General features: G+C 43.0%; 18 protein-coding genes, 1 pseudogene and 1 riboswitch. Of the genes and pseudogenes, 3 read left to right on the forward strand and 16 right to left on the reverse strand.

Annotated elements, in window-relative coordinates; all coding sequences use genetic code 11:
• Positions 1 to 70: 70 nt before the first annotated feature.
• Positions 71 to 184, reverse strand: a riboswitch (SAM riboswitch).
• 77 nt (positions 185 to 261) lie between these two features.
• The 9 genes from HOP45_RS15450 to HOP45_RS15490 all read right to left on the reverse strand — a co-directional run bounded on the left by HOP45_RS15450 (position 262) and on the right by HOP45_RS15490 (position 10,781).
• A complete protein-coding gene (locus HOP45_RS15450; protein ID WP_370458048.1) occupies positions 262 to 1,407 on the reverse strand; it encodes a trans-sulfuration enzyme family protein in 1,146 nt (381 codons plus the stop codon).
• A 167-nt stretch (positions 1,408 to 1,574) separates the two neighbouring features.
• Positions 1,575 to 2,177, reverse strand: coding sequence for an NUDIX hydrolase (locus HOP45_RS15455; protein ID WP_181350276.1), 603 nt, complete (start codon positions 2,175 to 2,177; stop codon positions 1,575 to 1,577).
• A gap of 81 nt (positions 2,178 to 2,258) precedes the next feature.
• A complete protein-coding gene (locus HOP45_RS15460) occupies positions 2,259 to 4,367 on the reverse strand; it encodes a putative bifunctional diguanylate cyclase/phosphodiesterase (protein ID WP_181350277.1) in 2,109 nt (702 codons plus the stop codon).
• A 547-nt stretch (positions 4,368 to 4,914) separates the two neighbouring features.
• Positions 4,915 to 5,403 carry a hypothetical protein gene (locus HOP45_RS15465; RefSeq protein WP_181350278.1) on the reverse strand — a complete coding sequence of 163 codons (489 nt, stop codon included), beginning with the start codon at positions 5,401 to 5,403 and terminating at the stop codon, positions 4,915 to 4,917.
• Between the two features lie 132 nt (positions 5,404 to 5,535).
• On the reverse strand, positions 5,536 to 6,297 hold the full coding sequence (locus tag HOP45_RS15470) for an alpha/beta fold hydrolase (protein WP_181350279.1): 762 nt from the start codon (positions 6,295 to 6,297) through the stop codon (positions 5,536 to 5,538).
• A gap of 68 nt (positions 6,298 to 6,365) precedes the next feature.
• Positions 6,366 to 7,166 (reverse strand): DUF2935 domain-containing protein, encoded by an 801-nt coding sequence (locus HOP45_RS15475; RefSeq protein WP_181350280.1) that lies wholly within the window; start codon positions 7,164 to 7,166, stop codon positions 6,366 to 6,368.
• Positions 7,167 to 7,239: 73 nt separating this feature from the next.
• Positions 7,240 to 7,845 carry a GNAT family N-acetyltransferase gene (locus tag HOP45_RS15480; protein ID WP_181350281.1) on the reverse strand — a complete coding sequence of 202 codons (606 nt, stop codon included), beginning with the start codon at positions 7,843 to 7,845 and terminating at the stop codon, positions 7,240 to 7,242.
• 128 nt (positions 7,846 to 7,973) lie between these two features.
• Entirely contained in the window at positions 7,974 to 9,191 is a 1,218-nt protein-coding gene (locus HOP45_RS15485; protein ID WP_181350282.1) for a Bcr/CflA family efflux MFS transporter, read from the reverse strand.
• A 168-nt stretch (positions 9,192 to 9,359) separates the two neighbouring features.
• Positions 9,360 to 10,781 (reverse strand): aldehyde dehydrogenase family protein, encoded by a 1,422-nt coding sequence (locus HOP45_RS15490; RefSeq protein ID WP_181350283.1) that lies wholly within the window; start codon positions 10,779 to 10,781, stop codon positions 9,360 to 9,362.
• A gap of 420 nt (positions 10,782 to 11,201) precedes the next feature.
• On the opposite strand from HOP45_RS15490, the pseudogene HOP45_RS15495 reads away from it, so the two are divergent.
• Positions 11,202 to 11,981 (forward strand): annotated as a pseudogene (locus HOP45_RS15495) (class I SAM-dependent methyltransferase).
• Here the strand turns inward: HOP45_RS15495 and HOP45_RS15500 are convergent.
• Both HOP45_RS15500 and HOP45_RS15505 read right to left on the reverse strand, forming a co-directional pair.
• Positions 11,965 to 12,579, reverse strand: a complete 615-nt coding sequence (locus tag HOP45_RS15500) for a hypothetical protein (RefSeq protein ID WP_181350284.1) — start codon at positions 12,577 to 12,579, stop codon at positions 11,965 to 11,967. The pseudogene HOP45_RS15495 and the gene HOP45_RS15500 sit on opposite strands and share 17 nt — an antisense overlap.
• Before the next feature lie 62 nt (positions 12,580 to 12,641).
• Complete coding sequence (locus HOP45_RS15505) at positions 12,642 to 13,160, reverse strand: sigma-70 family RNA polymerase sigma factor (protein WP_181350285.1); 519 nt, start codon at positions 13,158 to 13,160, stop codon at positions 12,642 to 12,644.
• A 296-nt stretch (positions 13,161 to 13,456) separates the two neighbouring features.
• Here HOP45_RS15505 and HOP45_RS15510 point away from each other — a divergent pair, with 296 nt between their 5' ends.
• On the forward strand, positions 13,457 to 14,719 hold the full coding sequence (locus HOP45_RS15510) for a helix-turn-helix domain-containing protein (RefSeq protein ID WP_181350286.1): 1,263 nt from the start codon (positions 13,457 to 13,459) through the stop codon (positions 14,717 to 14,719).
• A 12-nt stretch (positions 14,720 to 14,731) separates the two neighbouring features.
• On the opposite strand, the gene HOP45_RS15515 is transcribed toward HOP45_RS15510, so the two are convergent.
• The 4 genes from HOP45_RS15515 to HOP45_RS15530 all read right to left on the reverse strand — a co-directional run bounded on the left by HOP45_RS15515 (position 14,732) and on the right by HOP45_RS15530 (position 17,950).
• Positions 14,732 to 15,202 carry a GNAT family N-acetyltransferase gene (locus tag HOP45_RS15515; protein WP_181350287.1) on the reverse strand — a complete coding sequence of 157 codons (471 nt, stop codon included), beginning with the start codon at positions 15,200 to 15,202 and terminating at the stop codon, positions 14,732 to 14,734.
• 194 nt (positions 15,203 to 15,396) lie between these two features.
• On the reverse strand, positions 15,397 to 16,005 hold the full coding sequence (locus HOP45_RS15520; RefSeq protein WP_181350288.1) for a histidine phosphatase family protein: 609 nt from the start codon (positions 16,003 to 16,005) through the stop codon (positions 15,397 to 15,399).
• Positions 16,006 to 16,216: 211 nt separating this feature from the next.
• Positions 16,217 to 17,284: a DmpA family aminopeptidase gene (locus HOP45_RS15525; RefSeq protein ID WP_181350289.1), complete on the reverse strand. Its 1,068-nt coding sequence runs from the start codon at positions 17,282 to 17,284 to the stop codon at positions 16,217 to 16,219.
• An 81-nt stretch (positions 17,285 to 17,365) separates the two neighbouring features.
• Positions 17,366 to 17,950 carry a DUF7010 family protein gene (locus HOP45_RS15530; RefSeq protein ID WP_181350290.1) on the reverse strand — a complete coding sequence of 195 codons (585 nt, stop codon included), beginning with the start codon at positions 17,948 to 17,950 and terminating at the stop codon, positions 17,366 to 17,368.
• A 191-nt stretch (positions 17,951 to 18,141) separates the two neighbouring features.
• On the opposite strand from HOP45_RS15530, the gene HOP45_RS15535 reads away from it, so the two are divergent.
• Positions 18,142 to 19,056 (forward strand): VOC family protein, encoded by a 915-nt coding sequence (locus HOP45_RS15535; protein WP_181350291.1) that lies wholly within the window; start codon positions 18,142 to 18,144, stop codon positions 19,054 to 19,056.
• A gap of 308 nt (positions 19,057 to 19,364) precedes the next feature.
• Here the strand turns inward: HOP45_RS15535 and HOP45_RS15540 are convergent.
• On the reverse strand, positions 19,365 to 19,687 hold a 323-nt coding region (locus HOP45_RS15540; RefSeq protein ID WP_219914642.1), incomplete at its 5' end, for a hypothetical protein.

Here is a 19,687-nt window from a genome sequence, read left to right on the forward strand (position 1 = left end):
GATCTCGTCCTCCTCTAAATATTAAAACCCCTCTTCCATATAAGAAGAGGGGTGAATGTCATCATTCCTCCTCTTATCTGCCGGATATCTCAATCCGTAGGACGTAGCACCTTTTCAGGCACACAATCACCTGAAGGTTGCCGGGCTTCGCAGGGCCTAATCCCTCTGCCGCTCATGATAAGAGTCTCGATTAAATTTTATTCATGTAAAGCATTATAAGATAAAAGGACGCATACAGTCAAGAATTTTTAGAATATTAGTTTATTTGACCTCTGCTGCGGTAAGCGCATGTTGGAGTTCGGCTTTAATATCTTTTACGTCTTCAATTCCCACTGACAGCCGGACAATCTGTTCATCTATCCCAACAGCCTCTAACTGCTCATCGGTTAACGAACGGTGCGACGTCTTAATGGGATACGAAACAGTGGTTTCAACGCCTGCAAGCGTCGGGGTGATTTTGATCCATCCGAGCGACTCGAAGAAACGTTCTACCGAAATATCTTCACCCAATTCTAGCGTGATGATTGCGCCATTACCTTTTTCCGACACGTAAGCGGGGTAATGGACATCTTCCACGAGAACCTCCTCACGCAGAAAATCCGCCACAACTTGAGCGTTAGAGGATTGTTTGCTCATTCTCAGAGACAGTGTCTTCAGACCTCTTTGGGTCAGCCACGCTTCATGAGGACTTAAATTAGTTCCTAAAGCGACGACTTTTTGTTCAGCTTCAGCTACCAACTGTTCTCGTCCGACCACCACCCCGGCTGTTATGTCGCTATGACCACCCAAATACTTGGTTGCGCTATGGGCAATCAAGTCAACTCCGAGCTCAAATGGATTCAAAAGATACGGCGTTGCAAATGTGTTATCCAGCATGGTATAGAGTTGATAGCGATCAGCTAAGGCGACCAGTTCATACACATTTTCCACCCGTAAAAATGGATTGGTGAGCGTCTCGCTATATAACAATCGTGTGTTCGTTTGAATAGCCGCTTCAATGCGTTCCAACTCAGAAAAATCCACTAACGTCACCTGGATACCAAATGCGGGTAACTCTTTTGATAATAGGTGATGCGTCCCACCATAGACGTCCCAAGCCGCGACGATATGTTCTCCAGGTTTAACGGCTGCAAGAATACCTGCTAGAATAGCTGACATACCCGAAGATGTCGCGACACCGCGTTCGGCCCCTTCTAATTGCGCAACTGAGGCCGCTAATTCGTCTGTGTTCGGGTTCCCCATACGAGAATAAAGATAATCAGACTCCCCTTCGAAATACTTCTCAAGCTCGTCAAGGTTAGCAAAACTGAATGCAGAAGTTTGATAGATGGGCGTCGTCTTACTTTTTACGACACTTCGTTGATTCAACGTACTATGTACAACTTTGGTATCAAATGAATGGCTCATCATGATCCTCCCTTCACGTAGCGAACCCTGGCTTTGTTCGTCTATTAAAAAATCCTCTTTTTCAACAAGAGGATCTACTGCAGCGAACACGTTCGCATACCTTATAAAGCATGTTAGACTACTATGATTATAGAGGCGGGTGTATCCACTTGTCAAAAACGGCAGCCCTACATCCGGGCGACATATTCCAACAAAGCCTGCACAATAAAAGGAAGATAATCCGGGTGATGAGGGCAAATATTTTTCTGATTCAACTGATAGGAGCGCTCAGTCATAATTGAATATGCCGTTACCATTGATTCTTTTTTAGATAAATAAGCAAGTAAATGTTCAGCATCCACTTTGACGACATCCTGAACCTCGTCCCCCGGTCTGAAGGCCTGTTCATCAATCACTTCAAATAAAAACACATGACAAATCTCCCTGTCGAGGAGGCCGGGTGCTGTTAATTCTTCTTTTATGAAACCTTGATACACTAATTCATGCTCTAAAACAATGAGACCTAATTCTTCGTTAACCTCACGCAAACCCCCGTCAAGCACATGTTCGTCAGCTTCGATATGACCCGCTGCTGTAATATCAAACATGCTAGGGAAATCTTTTTTATCATCGGAGCGTTTCTGGAAATAAAGGTAGGACTTCTCCCCTTCCACTTTATATCCCCAGCCGTGAAACGTTTCATGCCAATCGCCTTCTTCATGCACTTTGTTTCGCGCTTTCTCTCCTACCGGTTTCATGTCTGCGTCAAAAATGGTTAATACTTCTTCCATAGGCCCTCCTTACCCTTCCTTGGACGGCCTGTGCAAGGAAGAAGTTATGTCTTAGCATGCATTATACCATGGCTTTCATTTTTATATAACATCTAACACATATTCTTCTACTTCATGATCGGGCAGCGGCTTACTGAAATAAAATCCCTGAAACTCTGTACACTTACGATGCCTTAAATATTCAATATGCTCATGGGTCTCGACCCCTTCGGCAATGATGCGCAATCCTAAACTTTTTGCCATCGCAATGATGGCATTGACAATCGCAGCATCGTTGGAAGCTTCACCTATTTTTGATACAAATGAGCGATCGATTTTGATGGCATCGACCGGCAGGCGGCTCAAGTAATTCAACGATGAAAAACCGACGCCGAAATCATCTAAGTGAATTTCGATGCCTTTTTGACGCAACGTGTCCAGCACCTCAATGCTTTGCTCAAAATCATGAAGAACCATCGTCTCGGTTATCTCAATGATTAGATTTTGGGGTGAAAGATTCGCTGCTTTTAGGGAATTCAATGTCTTTTCAATCAAATGCCGATCGTTGAACTGCTGAGCCGACAAGTTCACAGAAACCTTCAAATCAGGACGTCCATAGCCCCTCTTCCACTTTGTAATTTGTCTGCAGGCCTCTTCAGTCACCCACTCCCCAATTTGAGTAATCAACCCGCTTTCCTCCGCCAATTCGATAAAATGATGCGGAGACATCAAGCCGATGTTGGGCTGCTGCCAGCGAATCAATGCTTCAAAGCCGAGAATTTCACCTGACTCTACATCCACTTGAGGCTGGTAGTGCAACACAAACTCATCATTATCTAACGCATGGTATAAAGCTTGCTTTCGCTGCATTTCTTGATGCAGTTCCTCACTCATATTACGATTATAGAATTCGTATGTATTCTTGCCCCTCTCTTTAGCCCGGTACATGGCAGCATCCGCGTAACGCAGCAGAAGATCCCCCGTCACGGCGTCATCGGGACAAAGGGCGAGCCCTAAACTGGCGGTATGATAATATTCTTTATATTCTACGAAAAAAGGCTGCTTCATCGATTCTAAAATTTGTTCAGCATTTTCTGCTAAATCCTCTGCCCCGGTTATGTGAGGAACCAGCACAAGGAATTCGTCGCTGCTAACCCGTGATAGTATCGCATCCGTGTCTGCAAAAATCCGCTGCAAATGCATGGCAAACTGTTGAAGCAGCTCGTCCCCCCGGTCATGCCCCAGCGTATCATTCACCATTTTAAAATTATCCAAGTCGATGAACATTAATCCGAATCGGCGTGTACGGCCGTGATGATGGGCCACTTCCTGTTTCAACAGCTCAATGAAATGATCCCGGGCAAACAAGCCGGTCAATGCATCGTACTTGGAAAGTGCATGCAGCTCTTGTTCGACCTGCTGCACATAAAGGTCGCTGACCACACGTCCCGCCACCATTTGGAAAACCAATCGCATGAAGTCCACTTCTTGCAGAGGTTTATGATCAAATACTGATATGAACCCGACCGTTCCACCTTCCTGGCTGATCAACGGCGTTCCAATATAAGACTCATACTTGCTTTCAACTTGGGGAAAATGCGATCCCAGCCCTTGATTGATCGTGAGCGAAGACCCCTGCGCTGGTGTACGGCAAGGCTTTCCCTTTAACGGATAAGAAAAATGACCGTCCACTTTCCCGCTCTGGCACATCGCCATGATGTCAGCCACCTCAGGTGCGGTATCGCTCATTTTCCCGATCAGAACCGTTTCCACGCTGAACTGCTCAGCTAAATAACGCGTCAGAAACTGCAGAAACGATTCCCCAGATTCACTTTTCCGCTCCCGCTCCAAATCAATAATCATGTCTCTTATGCGACGTAATTTTATCTCTGTCTGTCTCTCCTGTTTCTCAAAACCGGTAAAACCAATCACAGAATCATGAGCATCAAAGACAGACGCCACCTGATCATGGTCATCTGGAGCACAGCCACCTGACTTAGCCCTCTCTATTTTACGACTTAAGTTTTTTACATCATCGGAACCGACATAAGAACCCAATTCAGCTAACGTTATCGAAGCCTCCATCAGACCTGTCTGTTCACGAAACGATTTATTCAAACTGACCATTTGGCTTTCCAAATCGAAAAACCATACAGGCAAAGCAAGTTGTTTAAGGATATTCCACGGATGCTTATGATCCAATATTCTCACCTACTCCATCCCACTTAAGATGTTCACTCTACTCACTATATCGGAATAACCAGCTATAATTGGAGTATATTTGAAAATTTGTATAAATAATTGAGTTGACCCCTTGTTTACCAGCAGCTTAAACAGGAAAAATACATGAATGAACGCCTCCCTCTAGCAGACACTAATCAAAACAACAGAAGAAGGTGATCGAATGTCCCATCAAAACCGAAAGAGAGGCAGAGTCCAAACAAGTAACCAAATGGCAAAAGTCTTTAGCCAAAGCATGAACTTCACCCGCCAATATGTACAATCTAAAGTGGACAAAGCGCAAAGCGAAGGAGCCAGCCTCGCGCAACATTATAATTCCCATCGTGAAAGTTAACCCCCTTGCCGTGCTGTCGGCAAAGGGGCATTTTTTTCTTCTATAAGTAAAAAAAGAATTAGTGCAGGGCCTTGCTTGGGCGATTCTCACCTCTACTTGGGCGATTATGCTCCTTCCTTGGGCGATTCTACACCAACTTGGGCGTTCGCACGTTCACTTAGACCGCCAGCATTCTTATGAAGGTTAATTATTGTATCTTTGTTCAAAGAAATCATCTTCCAGTTGATAGTCCCCGTTATCAGGATCAAATATGTAGGTGCGATACTCTTCTTCTGCTTTCCCTGCAATAATATAATAGGTGTCTTCTCCTCTGATATTCACTGTGTCATCCTCTTCTTGCTGAAATGATGCAGGCTTAAGATTTTCTTCTGTTGTAACGATTTCTTCTGCTTCCAGAAATGTATAGTCAGGGAGCTCGACCCAATACAAATAGGGAGCGCTCAGCAAAAAGATGAAACTCATAATTAACATGACATTTTCGCTTTCCTCTATTTTCAAATTGAGTTTCCCGGCTACGCCAAAGCAGGACCCGACGATAATTCCGAGCAGAGCCCCGTAATACGAAATCATATCGGAAAAATACTTGTAAGGAAAAACGAGTAATACAAACAGCACGAGCTCAACGACAGCAATAACAATAATCAAAATAAAGAGTTTTCTCTTCTCCTCCATCATATCCCCCTGCGCTTTCCAGTAAATATGGTAACTATTATAAAAACAATCGACAAATTTTACAATAGTATCCAGATTCCCTAACAAAAAAGAGCCACCCTGCTTCGTTAAGAAGCGGGTAGCTGCTTGATATTATAACGTGGATGCAAATTGCTTGATAGCACTATTGAATGTGTGCCAGTGAGTGGCAGGTAGCTGGTGAAAGCTGTCGTCGATCACAACCATGCGCGCATTCTCACAGACGCGAAAATAACGGGCATGTGCGTTGATCCAATTTGAACGCCCCCCATATAGGAGCAGGATCGGCATGGTCAATTCAGTTAACCGGTCCGTGCAATCGTGGTGCAAACATTCCTTATAAAAGTGATACCAGACGTCTGGATCAGCTTTAAGTATATGATGGCGCACATTGTCCCGAACCAATTGTTCCGAAAAGTGTGAGGTACATAACATTTGAGCTAATAGCTCCGGGCTTTTTTCCAGGCAGTACATACCGAGATGGAATTCTTTCCGAAGTCTCCAGGTGGCGACCTTGGGAAACCCTCCTGATAATACCAGGGCCTTCACTTTTTGAGGATACTGCAAGGCGAACTCCATTACAATCGAACCTCCGCATGAATACCCGCACAGGATGGCATGAGAAATATTCAACGTGGTCAACAGATGATTGATTTCCTGCACGTAGAAGTCAATGCTTGGCTTCTTCTCCCTCACATCTGAATCTCCGTGACCGCTCAAATCAGGCATAATCAAGCGGTAGTCAGACGCTAAAGGATGCTGGTACGTAAATGCTTTTCTCCCCATACCGGGCGGATGAATCCATATCATCGGCCATCCTTGGCCCACATCATCAAAATACAATTGGTTTCCTTGTAAATCCCTAATCGATGGCATCAAATCATCCCTGCTTTGTTAAGTTATGTGAAGTCTTAGCTTAACCTAACAAAGATGGATTATCATGATTATTCCACTCTCGGCCGAGTCGGATCGCATTCGGGATGAGGTTGGTGTGTAGATTGAGCGAGTTTATGAAGGTAGTAGCATTCTTCGCGCAGCATATGATCGGCCATTAAAACGGGAAACATGCCAAGCACTTGCTTGGAGATCCCCATTTCTTTCAACTCCTGCAAAAAGGTGCGAAATAATTTCATTTCGATGGCAGTCTGTTCATTGAACCGCTGGAGTGCGGGGAAGGCAGCAATGTTGGAACGCAGATACCCGGTTAGTTCCACTGCTTTTTGATAAAATTGATCAAAGTCTTTAACAAATCCTGCACTTTGCTGCTTGATAACCGCTTCCACACCATCCATCTGATCATTAATTGCACCCGCATGACCAGAGGCATCCATTAACCAGAGCATATGGTGATGCAATTCATGAAACACAGGTGGTGATTGACCTTTACTGAAGTAGCCAAGAACAAGCAGGTATTCCTCTAATTCGTTGACCATATGATTCAAAAAAGTAGGCGTTAAATGAATAAAGACCTTATCAGTCAGCATCCGCTTTAATAAGCCTAGTTTAAACGTTCTGAATTGTCGCGTCAGTTCACCGGCTTCATGGGTTAAGGATTCCACATTATTGGAATTAAGATCACGTGCCTCTTTAAGTAAACGATCAAATTGAGTGATGAACTGGCTGGTTACTTTTAAGTTCTCTTCTTCATCAGGGTATAGCGCACTATGGATGAACCGGGCATGGTCCCCCATAATTTGAAGCCAAAACTGATGTTCAAAAGCCGCATCCTGCAAATAAGATGGCAAAGAATCGCTCCCTTCTGTTCATTCTCTTTACCACCTTATTCATTCATTCCTTAATTTAGACAGCCATTCACCTTTACAGGATCGATTGAAATTGCACCTTTTCCTTATGCGATAAAAATTCCTGTTTCAACAAAGAGTAGACGATAGTATCGTGGTATCTTTCGCCATCAAAGTCTGTTTTTCGCAATTGGCCGTCCTTATGAAATCCATAGGCTTCGAGTAGTTTTTGTGATGCTTCATTCTCTGCAAAAATGTCGCCAACGATACGGTTCAATGACAAATCCACGAACCCAAATTCCAAAAACCTCGCCATCACTTCTTTCGTCACGCCTTGCTGCTGAAATTCACGGCCGATCACCACACCCATTTCAGCCTTTTTGTGCCACAGATTCAATTTATGGAAGCGAAACACCCCTACGATGCGACCACTGCTTTTTTCGATGATGGTCCAGGGGATTTCTTTATGCTGATGATAATCATATAAACTTTCTCGTATGTCTTTCTTATATTCTTCGATGGATTGCACGGGATGAGGCGTTATATATTTCATGGTCTCGTCATCGTGAAAAAAATAAAATAACTCGGACGCATCCTCGATTTGCAACCCGCGCATCCTATAATGGCTCGTTTCAAGTTCAGGTATATTATCCTGCAGTAAGACAGGCACATTTTGCTGCATGAATGATTCTCCTTCTGTCCTTTGTTTTGTCCTTTACAAAATCGTCGGACATTTTCATTAAATACGATAGGAGCAAGATTGTAAATACTTTTGTTTGGATGATATTCCCTTATTAGAAAACGGTGTCGTTACCCTTCCGCTTGCACAGAAGGTGTCGCATCTTTTGTTAAGGTGAAAAAGATGACGAAACCGATAAATGAGGTGATAAACAAAGTAGCTCCCATAGGGACCGCTGTTGTCTCATCCAATCCAACAAGAGGCGAAACGATGGACCCGAATAATAAAGGAAGCATGCCGAGCACGGCGCTGGCACTTCCGGCACGATGCCCCTGGTGTTCCATCGCGAGTGTAAAGGTGCTGGTTAACACCATACCCATCGAGGTCATGTATATAAAGATTGGGATGACCAGCAGTGGCAGAGGTCCTTCGATGATCGTCATGATCAACAGGAACGAGGTGGCACTGACTGCCGTAATGACAGCCGCTCGCAACAGTTTCCTTTCGTGAATGATTCCTCCTAGACGGCCGATGATGGTACTTCCGGAAATAATCGCCAAGCCGTTAATGCCAAATAACACACTAAAGACCTGGGGGGAGACGTTATAGATCTCCTGATACACAAAGGGCGTACCTGATACGTAAGCAAAGCTGCCTCCGTGAACGAATCCAATCGTCAATGCATAACCAATGAAGGAGCGATCCTTCAGCAAGCTCCCCATGGTGCGAACAGAGTTGCCGAGTGAACTGGGCAAGCGTTTCTCTGGAGCGAGGGTTTCCGTCAATTTCAAGGATATGACCAGCGTTATGATCAGGCCCAGGAGACACAAAAAGTAAAAAATGGTATGCCAGCTTGCAAAAGGCAATAGTAAAATGGCGCCGCCTGTCATAGGGGCGATCATCGGGGCCGTAGCATTAATCACCATTAATAAAGCGAAGAATTTGGTGAGCTCCCTTCCGCTAAACACATCACGCACGACCGCACGGGAAAGCACAACGCCAGCTGAAGCTGTAAATCCTTGTAGAAATCTGGCCAGCACCAACACATAAATATTCGGGGCGAGGGCACAGAAAAGAGACGCCATCGCAAACAAGAAAATGAAAATCAGCAAAGGCTTTTTTCTGCCCTGGGCGTCGCTGATCGGCCCTACCACGATCTGCCCGAACGCAAGTCCGATCAAACACGTCGTTAAACTAAGCTGCACGAGCGTCGCGCTTGTTTCTAAATCCTCAGCAATACCGGGAAAGCTGGGTAAATACATATCTATATTAAGCGGACCTAATACGCCAAGCATGCCGAGAAGAAAAGCTAAGCCTAGACGTTGTTTTCCTGTTGGATTATGTAGCATAAATCTCAGACACCTTTCTCTTATGACGTTCAACTTCTAAACTATGATTTTATCTGTTTTCTCACCATAATGCCATCTTTAAAACTGATGTCAGAGGTGAACCTACCAATCTCCATTAAAATACCCGCATCAGCTTACGCGCTGATGCGGGAGATGTGAGATGTTCTATTAGGATGGAAATCCGAGAATGGATTTTTTCTCTAGATACTCATCAATACCATAATCGCCCCATTCTCTTCCGATGCCGGATTGTTTAAAGCCGCCAAATGGTGCAGCAAAGTCCATTTCTGCATCATTCACTTTGACGCGGCCGGCGCGAATACGTGTGGCTACCTTGCGGAGGGTATCCGGGTCTTTGCCATAGACATAACCGGCTAAGCCGTATTCGGTGTCATTCGCAATGTCAATCGCTTCATCAATGGTGTCATACGTTAGAATCGACATGACAGGACCAAAAATTTCATCTCGTGCGATCGTCATATCATTTTTTACATCAGTAAAGATGGTAGGCTTTACGAAATAGCCATTCTCAATTCCCTCTGGCTTTCCTAATCCGCCGGCTAGCAGGGTAGCTTCTTCCATGCCCTTTTCAATGTACGACTGCACGCGGTCGTACTGTTTTTCAGCGACGAGCGGTCCTACGTAGTTATCCTTCTGTGGATCTCCTACCGGAAACTCTGGCAGAACGTTTTTCACCGCTTCTTCAAACTCCGCTTTCATGGACGATGGGATGAGCATGCGGGTTGCAGCTGAACAAACTTGCCCTGAATTCAAAGCAATATGCTTTACGGCCGCCTTTGCAGCTTCATCTACATCAGCATCTTCTAAGACGACAAGCGGCGATTTCCCGCCAAGCTCAAGCGCGACGTTTTTGATTGTTTCGGACGCGTTTTTCATCACTTTTCCACCGACAGCTGCTGACCCTGTAAACGAAACAAAGTCAATGTCTGGATGGGAGCTAACGCCGTTCCCGATCGTTTCCCCTGTTCCATTAACAAGGTTGAAGACGCCTTTTGGCACGCCTACTTTGTCAAAAATCTCAGCGAGGATGATGGCTGCAAAAGGAGTCAGTTCGGCAGGTTTTAAAACGACCGGGCTGCCTGCAGCAAACGCGCTGGCAATTTTAGTGGACGTCTGGTTAGTTGGGAAGTTCCACGGTGTGATGAGACCGCTGACCCCCACGGATTCCTTTACCACGGTATGATCACCGCGATCGTCCATAAATGAGAAGTCTTTCAGCGACTCTGCCGCTTGAGCGAAATGGTTGTAACCCATGTTATAGTGTACTTTCTCAGAGATGGATAAAGGTGCACCCAATTCTTCGGTCATGACCTCAATCAGTTCATCTTTACGGTTAGCGTATTCTGCTGCAATGTTTTCCAGCATTTCGATTCTCTCTTCTTTAGAGGTCTGAGAGAATGATGGATACGCCGCACGCGCTGCTTTAACTGCTTTATCCAAGTCTTCCTTCGTACCTAAGCTGATTCTCCCCATGACTTGTTCTGTTGCGGGGTTGATCACGTCATATACATCAGATCCGGTCGATTCAACCCATTCTCCGTTTATGAAATGGTTTAATTGTTCACGCATATTATTTATTCTCCTTTTTAAACGAGTATTTTAAAAAAAGACGCAACTATCGTTTCTTTATATTTACTTGTCTAAGACATGTAACCTGAATCGGTGAGATTAAAACATTTCGATACGCTAAATATTTGCTTATTCTGTTTTATAGTGGTGGTAAGCGATAGTTTTCGGCGGGAATTGCGAAGATCATATAGATTTGAAATAATTGTAATTATCTTAGGCAGGGGGAGTTAATGACAAACATAATAAGAAACAAATGACCTCACTCAAAATGGCTGCATACTGGTTTTCGCTCCCGAGGACCTTGCGAAGAAGTCTATTTTGGTTGATTATGTTCATCATTTTGATATGGAGTTGGAAAGAACTATTTTAAATTTTTTCTGAGGAATTGCTAAAAAACGAGACAAAAAAGGAGCTGCTTAAATGCCACATTCATCATATACAGACGATGCTTTATTTTTGCAACTGCTACAAGACGGAAACGAGCCCTTCTCTGGATGGGGACTTCTCCTATTTAACCGAAACAGGACGGCTGCAAACCGAATTATTAAACTGGTCTTATGGCAGCGAAGTCATTAAATTATTGGGAATCAGTGATTCCTTGCTAGATATGGGAACAGGCGGAGGGGAATTTCTAGATCAGGTACGGCCTCTACCTTCTTTGACAATGGCCACAGAAGGGTATGAACCCAATCTTCCTGCCGCCAGAGATTGTCTTGAGCCAAAGGGGGTATCAGTCGTGGAAGTCCAGGAGGATGATCAGCTTCCTATCGAAGATGAACGATTCAATTTAATCATAAACCGACATGAATCCTATGATCCGAAAGAAGTAGATAGAGTGCTGCGACCGGGAGGGTATTTTTTAACACAGCAGGTTGGAGGGTCCAATGACCAGGAGCTGAATGAAGCATTGAGTGCTCCGTTGAATGACGACTACCGTCATTGGAATTTAGAGTATGCTGTTAACGAATTACAAACATCAGGTTTTATATTCTAAAGGCTTGTGAAGCATCCCCTACGCAACGATTTTATGACGTGGGTGCCATTGTTTATTTTTTGAAAGCCATTCCGTGGCAAGTGCCTGACTTTCAGGTTGAGCTCTACAAGGACACGCTCTGTAGCATCCATAAAACCATTCAAGCAAAAGGGTATTTCGATGTAAAACAACATCGCTTTTTGATCGTATCTAAAAAATCAGCGTGACTGCCATGGGGCGTTCTTCTTTAATTAAATCACTGTCACGTGTGAACTCCGGGGCAATCTCATGACCTTGCTCGTTGTAGTACGTTTTCTCCATTTCCAAGTCTTCTTCCATTTCACTCGGAAGAGGTTTGTATGTGATGAAGAAAGGAGCATCAGGGATCAGCATCCTCATGTGCACATTCGCTTCCTCATTTACGCCTTTCATGTAAGCCATTTGTTGGTTCGGATTTTTGCCCGCTACTACCATGAATTTACCATTCGTCGTCTTGACTTCCTTGCATGTTATGACAGAAGACCCGAAACCGGCCTGGGTAAATTTATATTCACCCAAGACGCCTTGTTCTAAAATGATAAAACCTGCGCTCTCATCTTTTAACTCTACTACACTAACAAACGTTTTGCTGTCTTCGATCTGTACCGTTTGATGAACTTTTTCTACTGAAATATCGTTATAATGCCCTTGTTTTAACCACCGGGCCACCTCTTGCTGATAACTTTCAGCGTTAAGCTCAACATCATAGTAATAATTCTCATATATAAAAAAGACAGCTAATGTAATCAATGACACCGTTATGAACCCATAAGTGTATTTAAGCATATGTACACGCCCCCGTTTTGACTTACGAGTGCAAGCTGAATCAAACATTCAGAGAAACTTCATCAGCCTGATCGTTTCAGATGATGATTAAGCTGATTTCTCGCTCGTTTCAGCCTTGTTTTGACCGTATTCTCATTTGCATTCAAGCACTCGGCAAGCTGTCGAATTGAGTAATGTTGGAAATAGTACAGGTTGACCGTATCTCGATACGAGGCATTCAGCCCCTCCACAGCCTTCCGCAATTGATGATTTCTTTCTTGTGTTTCCAAAAATGTTAAGGGGTGCTCTTTCTCCTTCACCCAGACAGCCAAATAAGCATCATCCCATAAGGTCACCTTGCGTTTTGTATAGCTTCGAAGGTAATCCTTGCATTGATTCAGCATGATTTTATAAACCCACGTCCTCAAGCAAGCACTTTCGCAAAACGTATCAAACTTTTCGTACACTTTAATCAGCGTTTCTTGCACCATATCCTCAGCAATCATCTTATCCTTGACCATACCTCTTGCTGTTCGCAATAGTTCCGCTCCATAGTGTTCCATGATTTCCTGGACAGCATTTTCTCTTGTAATTTGGACCATGCTTACCACTCCATTCAATTTCCCTTCACTCAACACGTTCTAAAAAGCGTCTCTGGTTCTTTTATCACTGCTTATTTCATCCTACTACAATATGAAAAATTACAAATCACATAAACGTACCAAAAATATTGGCTGTTCAGGAAACGAATTTGCCTAATATGAATTTCATTGAACGTTTTTCAAAAAAATTAACTGTAACCTATTCTTAAATAAAACTATTTACCTAGAAACCGGGTTGTGATATAGATAGTATAAGGGACTTTTAAACATGGAGAAGGTTAAAAAGGGGTCTGAGCATGCATATAGGGCGAAGAATACATGTGTTACGAAAACAAAACGGGATGACCTTACAGGAGCTAGCAAGCGATGACTTTTCTTCTGCACACATCAGTAAAGTGGAGAATGGAAAAACGAGTCCAGGTGAAGGGTTTTTACGAAGAATAGCTCAACATTTTCAACTCCCAGCAGATTATTTTATTAATCATCTACTCAGGGATATTGAAGTCGAGCACGTACTGAGTCAGCTCCAATATGCGGCCATTAACGATATGGAGAAAGCCGATGAATTCATTGATATGATCGATGAAGCTTACTATACATATATGAGTCCTGTGGTGTCAGAACTCTCTTTTTTGTTATTAAAAAGTGCGGTCCTCTATAAAAGGGAGGAGACAGAGAAAGCCGATGAAATTTGGGAGACGTGCCTGTGGCCCTATCTGGAAGGGCAAAACATAGACGCTCTGCCTTCTCAGGTGCAAAAAGCCTACTTCTATTCATCCGGCACAAAAAAATTCGAGCATCAAGAATATAAACAATCGACAGAGGAATTTGAGCGCTATTTTGAACTTGAAGCATCCATCAACATAAAAGCGTCTTTATTATATAACATGGCGCTTTGCAACTTTCATTTAGCCGATTTTGAAGCGGCACTCGAGAAGGCAGAGCAGTCCCTGTTGTTCCATCAGAGTGTCGACAATCATGAAGATGTCTGTTTAACGTATAACGTCATTGCTGTTATTCATAAACAGCGGAAAGATCTCACACGGACCCTTGAAGTTTTGACCAACGGAGAAGAATTAGCTGCTGCAGAAGGTTTCGATTTGTTACTTTCGCGGATCTACCACAATAAAGCACTGGTGTTAAGAGATATGGGCGATCAGGATCAGGCAATCTACTACTTCAATGTCGCCATTCGCTTAAAAAAGGCTAATGGCAACCAGAACGTGATGGTGACGTTCCAACCCTTTTGTCGTTTTTATATTGAATTGGGGCAATTGGAGAATGCGCGCGTCCTGTTTGAAGAAGCGCGAGAGTATGTTGAAACAGATGAAGAGAAACACTTATTATTAGAGGCTTTCCTGGATTATTATCACCTCACTGGGCAGGAAGAAATCTATTTTAACAGTCTCAAAACATGCATTACTCATTTTAGAAAAATGAATACGACTGAAAAATTGGAAAGTCTCTATCATAAATTAGGGGATTATTATTACATTCGCGGCAAATATAAATATGCGGCTGACAGCTATATCGAGGAAGTCCGCTGCTTAAAAGCTTAGCTGCTGCGTGATTTATGACACATAACCTTTCATACGCATGACTTTTCCATCAAATTCCGGGTACATGTCGACCAACCCACTTTTCTTATAAAAACGGCGCGCACGTTCATTGCTTGGCGCCACGCGTAGATGATATTCCTTCACCCCACATGAATTAAAGAAGGACATGGCATACTCATGCAGAATGTGCCCTGCCCCCTTCCCCCGAGCTGAAGGGATTAAATAATATAAGCTGACATAGCCAATTTGAATACCTTGAAACACTTTAATTTGCAATTCCAGCTGGCCAATCGGCTCGCCTCCCTGCCATACCAATACAAACCCGTTAGGGAAACGTTTCACCTTCTCGCTCATCCATTTTATATAGGCCGCCTCACTTCCGAAGTCATCAGTGTGACCGAAGCTGGCAACAAAAGAATCCTTGCGAAATTGGATGATAAGCTTTCTCTGTCTGGCAGGATCAATCGTATGAAATGAAATCATGAATAATCCCTTCTCTCTATTTTCATCTAAATATTTGCAATGGTAGTTATGAGATAAGCTTCTGTATCAGACGAAAGGTTCCGTGGTGGGCAAAGTAAAGAGGAGAGACTCGCTTTCTGCCAACCGAAGACAATGATTCCCCGTGAGAAAGCGAGTCGTTACAAGGCAAAAAGGTTAAGCACACGATAAGCTTGTCAAGCGAGATGAGGAATTGCGCTGACATCTTGTAATTCATATTGACCTGATTCTGCTTTGAAAACCGTAATGCTCGAACCTGCTATATCAGGCGTGTCCCACATTTCTTTCAATGGCCGGCCTTTGATAAAATTAATCAGGCTTCGAATGGCCACTTGATGCGTCACCACCAGAACGTTTCCGCTTAATTGATCCGTTTCAATCCGTTCAATAGCCTTGCCTACACGCTCTTTCAAGTTATGCAGGCTCTCCCCGCCCTCTGGCTGGTACTCTTCCGGCTGGTTACGGTAGAGATGCAGCAATTCACGATCTGTTTTTTCAATTTCATTGTACGTCATCCCAGCCCATTTTTGGTGATTAATTTCTCGTAAGTCTTCTTCATAATGAACAGGGATGCGACGTGAACCTCTTATATAATCAGCCGTTTCCACAGTGCGTGTACTCGGACTTGCATATAAAGCTTGAAATGGAGTCTCACTTAAATACTCACTTAATTTCTGGCACTCATAACGCCCATGTTTAGTCAATGGAGAATCTTCCTCGCCTTGTATGCGGCCTTGTTTGTTCCATGAGGTTTCTCCATGTTTGATGATATAAAGTGTAATCATATCCATCCCCCTTCCCATATTCAACACATGTGTTTGAATATAATTTCCATTATAGGACCGCAGGGAATGAATAAAAAAATAAATGCTCAAAACTATACCGTATATACAAAATGCACTCATATACAGAATAAGGTTCCACTCACAACTATCGCGGGCTTTAGGTCTCTCTGTATAACGGTTTGCCAAATAAAAGTCTATTTTAATGAAAAGTTCAGCGTGTTAATTGAATATTGTGTTTGCTTACCACATCTTTAAAAGCAGGTCTTTCATTTCCATCACGTCCGATCACATGGGTGGCAGTTACTAAGGAATTTAAAACAGCTTCTTCAGTTGCCTCACTGACAGCACGAAATGCTATATCTATATCTTCTTCATGTATCATAGGGAGGGAAATACAAGCCGAAGGTTGTTCATGAGGCACTTTAGTAGCAGTTGAGAAACCAATGACAACCTCACCACTTCCCGTTGTAATCATCGAGCCCGTACGAGCCAATCCTGTTAAAGTTCTTTTTAAAATTCGATTTAACTGCCTTTCAGAAACAGGGAGGTCCGTTCCCACAACGATCATAATTGAACCTTTGTCCTGTTCTTTACGAGATTGCAGTATAGCAGCTTTTAATTCCTCTCCCACAGCTTTTCCATTCACTTTCAAATCACTTAATATCCCAAAATTAGATAATACTAACACACCTATTGTATAATCTCCATGCTCCATTCTCATCCTTCTCGAGGCAGTTCCAATACCGCCCTTCAATGAATAGCAAAGCATACCTCTCCCTGCTCCGACACTTCCTTCTTCAACGACTGTTGTGGCATTTTGTAATGCTTGAAAGACATGGTTTTTCGTAATAGCTCTAGCCCGCACGTCGTTTAACAACATATCATTACATTCACCTATAATTGGATTTACTGTTCCTGTCGTTCTACCAATCTCAGGATTATGTTCTAGCATATATTCAATTAAAGCATCCGAAGCTGTTCCAATACTTAAGGTATTTGTTAAAACGATCGGGGTTTCGAGTGTGCCCAACTCATTGATTTGTACTGTTCCCATTGTCTTGCCAAACCCATTTATGATGTGGCTAGATGCAATTAACTTTTCCTTAAATAGATTCCCTTGATGGGGCAAAATGGCTGTAACACCCGTTTGAATGTCGTTATGACTAAGCGTTACATGACCGACAGTGACACCTGCAACATCTGTAATTGAATTGGATTGACCTGTTTCCAGCTTTCCGATATTCACTCCATAATCTCTCATTCTTTTTTGACTAGACAAAACCTCACCCCCTCGTCCATAAAGTCCAATTACCGTATATCACTACTTATCGACCACTCTATAAGCGAATTCATAAGCCTATTACCCTTTAATGATAAAATCATACCCGCTTAATGGGGATTTGGTTGATAAATGAATCATCACCCCCGTGACGAAAGAAACGAACCCCCACACTAAGGCAAGGTAGTGAACGTAAGGTCCTGGCACGACATAGATAAACAAGCACCCAAGTGCGACGCCTAACATCACGAGTATGAAATACCAATAGTCTAAATGAACCCAGCAAAGAATAAGCAGGTGAGCGGCATTAATGATACAGATGACAGGAAGCAGCATATCTGCATTCAGTTCTTTAATGAGTAACAAAACAGGTAGGCAAACGACGATGACACAAGAAGCAAATGCGACTAATGAAGCATACTGATTCGGTTTCGCAGACATCTTCATCCCTTTGAATAACAGAACGCCAAATACGGGAATGAGCAAGCCGCCCCAAATATAGAACTCTACGACAGTCGTATCGGACAGGAAATAAGTTACTATAAATGCAAGGATCCAAAACCCAGATCCTGCAATCAGCATAAAGCCTCCACCACGGTAGTCTTTAATAAAATCATAGCGATCCTGATTGATTTCAACATCTTTAGGTAAAAATGGTATTCTCACAGTTCTCCTCCTCTCGTTAACTTTAATCATCCTCTTTTTCTAATACCGGAATGACCCTTGCTAGTGAATAAATATTTCGACACTGACTCAAAGCAGCTTTAGTAACAAAAGAAAGTTGAAACATTCGACACATTTCAAGACTTTCATACCTATCAAAATGGTAAAATGACATTAAAATAGGAGGGATAACAATGCCACAAACAAATCAAACTATTGTTCCGCATTTATGGTATGAGAAAGAGGCAATTGAAGCAGCAGAATTTTACACGTCTATTTTTCCAGACTCGACGATCACGAATAAAACAATCCTTCAAGACACACCATCAGGCGATGCCGATTTAGTGTCTTTTGAGTTGTGGGGAGAAAAGTTCATGGCGATCAACGGTGGACCTTTTTTTAAATTTAATCCGTCGGTGTCTTTCATCGTAAATTTTGACCCGTCCCGAATAAACGATGCCAGTGACCAATTAACTCAAGTTTGGAACAAGTTATCCGAAGACGGTACGGTATTAATGCCGCTTGATCAGTATCCGTTCAGTGAAAAGTATGGGTGGCTCCGAGATAAGTATGGTTTGTCCTGGCAGCTCATCCTTACTAACACCCAAGGTGACGAGCGGCCTCCCATCGTACCTTCGTTCATGTTTGTTAATGAGAATTGCGGAAAAGCAAAGGAAGCAGTTAATTATTATTTATCCGTATTTAAAAACTCAAAGGAGGGTCTCATCGCCCATTACCCTAAAGGCATGGAGCCCGACAAAGAAGGAACCGTCATGTTTGCTGATTTCATGCTCGAGAATCAGTGGTTTGCCGCAATGGACAGCGCAAGAGAGCATTCGTTCAATTTCAACGAAGCCATTTCATTCATGGTCAATTGTGATACGCAAGAAGAGATTGATTACTATTGGAGCAAGCTATCTGCCGTTTCTGCATCTGAGCAATGCGGCTGGTTGAAAGATCAGTTTGGAGTATCCTGGCAGATTGTGCCGAGCGACATGGACGAGATGATGCGGAAAGGCACACCGGAACAAATCGCGCGTGTGACACAGGCGACTCTTAAGATGAAGAAGCTTGATCTTGTTGAGTTACAAAAAGCATACAATGGGTAATAGATCCAATTCTCTGTATAGGTGATTTAGCTATCCTAAGGCGAGGCTTGAGTAACTTTGCCTATAAAGTCGATTTCTTACTTACGGGAAATCGACTTTTTTATGTTGAAGTAAAGGAGAAAGGCCCTATTCTCACCTACCCGAATTACTAAATAAGGGGTTTGACCATCGTATAAAAACTGCTCCCAGGAGGATAATCTTCAATTTCCCAACGTGATACCCTTTCACTTCATAATAAGAACGGGCTTGAAATTAAAAAGTGGGTAATAGAGCCTTATACATAACCCTTCTTAACCTATCTATTAAAATCACCTTGATTTTAATAGTGGGTATTTTATAGTCATTACAATACCTATAATTAACTCAAGGAGTGCTAAACCCAATACATATAAACCAATTGAAGGAAGCGATAAAATCCCCAAAACAAAGTGGATGACCATGGAAATATATAGACCTAATGGTTTTTTTGCAATAACACTATATATTGCATAAACTACTCCAGCTAGAATAATTCCTATGACAATCCAAGTTGTCATAAAATCCCCCCTATGTCTAAGCCCCCCCCCGTTAAAACATGAGGCCACTGAAATACTGTCCTGTTTTTTGGTCTGAATAAAAAAAGAGCGATTTT

It is taken from the genome of Thalassobacillus sp. CUG 92003 (assembly GCF_013618635.1).
Lineage (GTDB): Bacteria > Bacillota > Bacilli > Bacillales > Halobacillaceae > CUG-92003.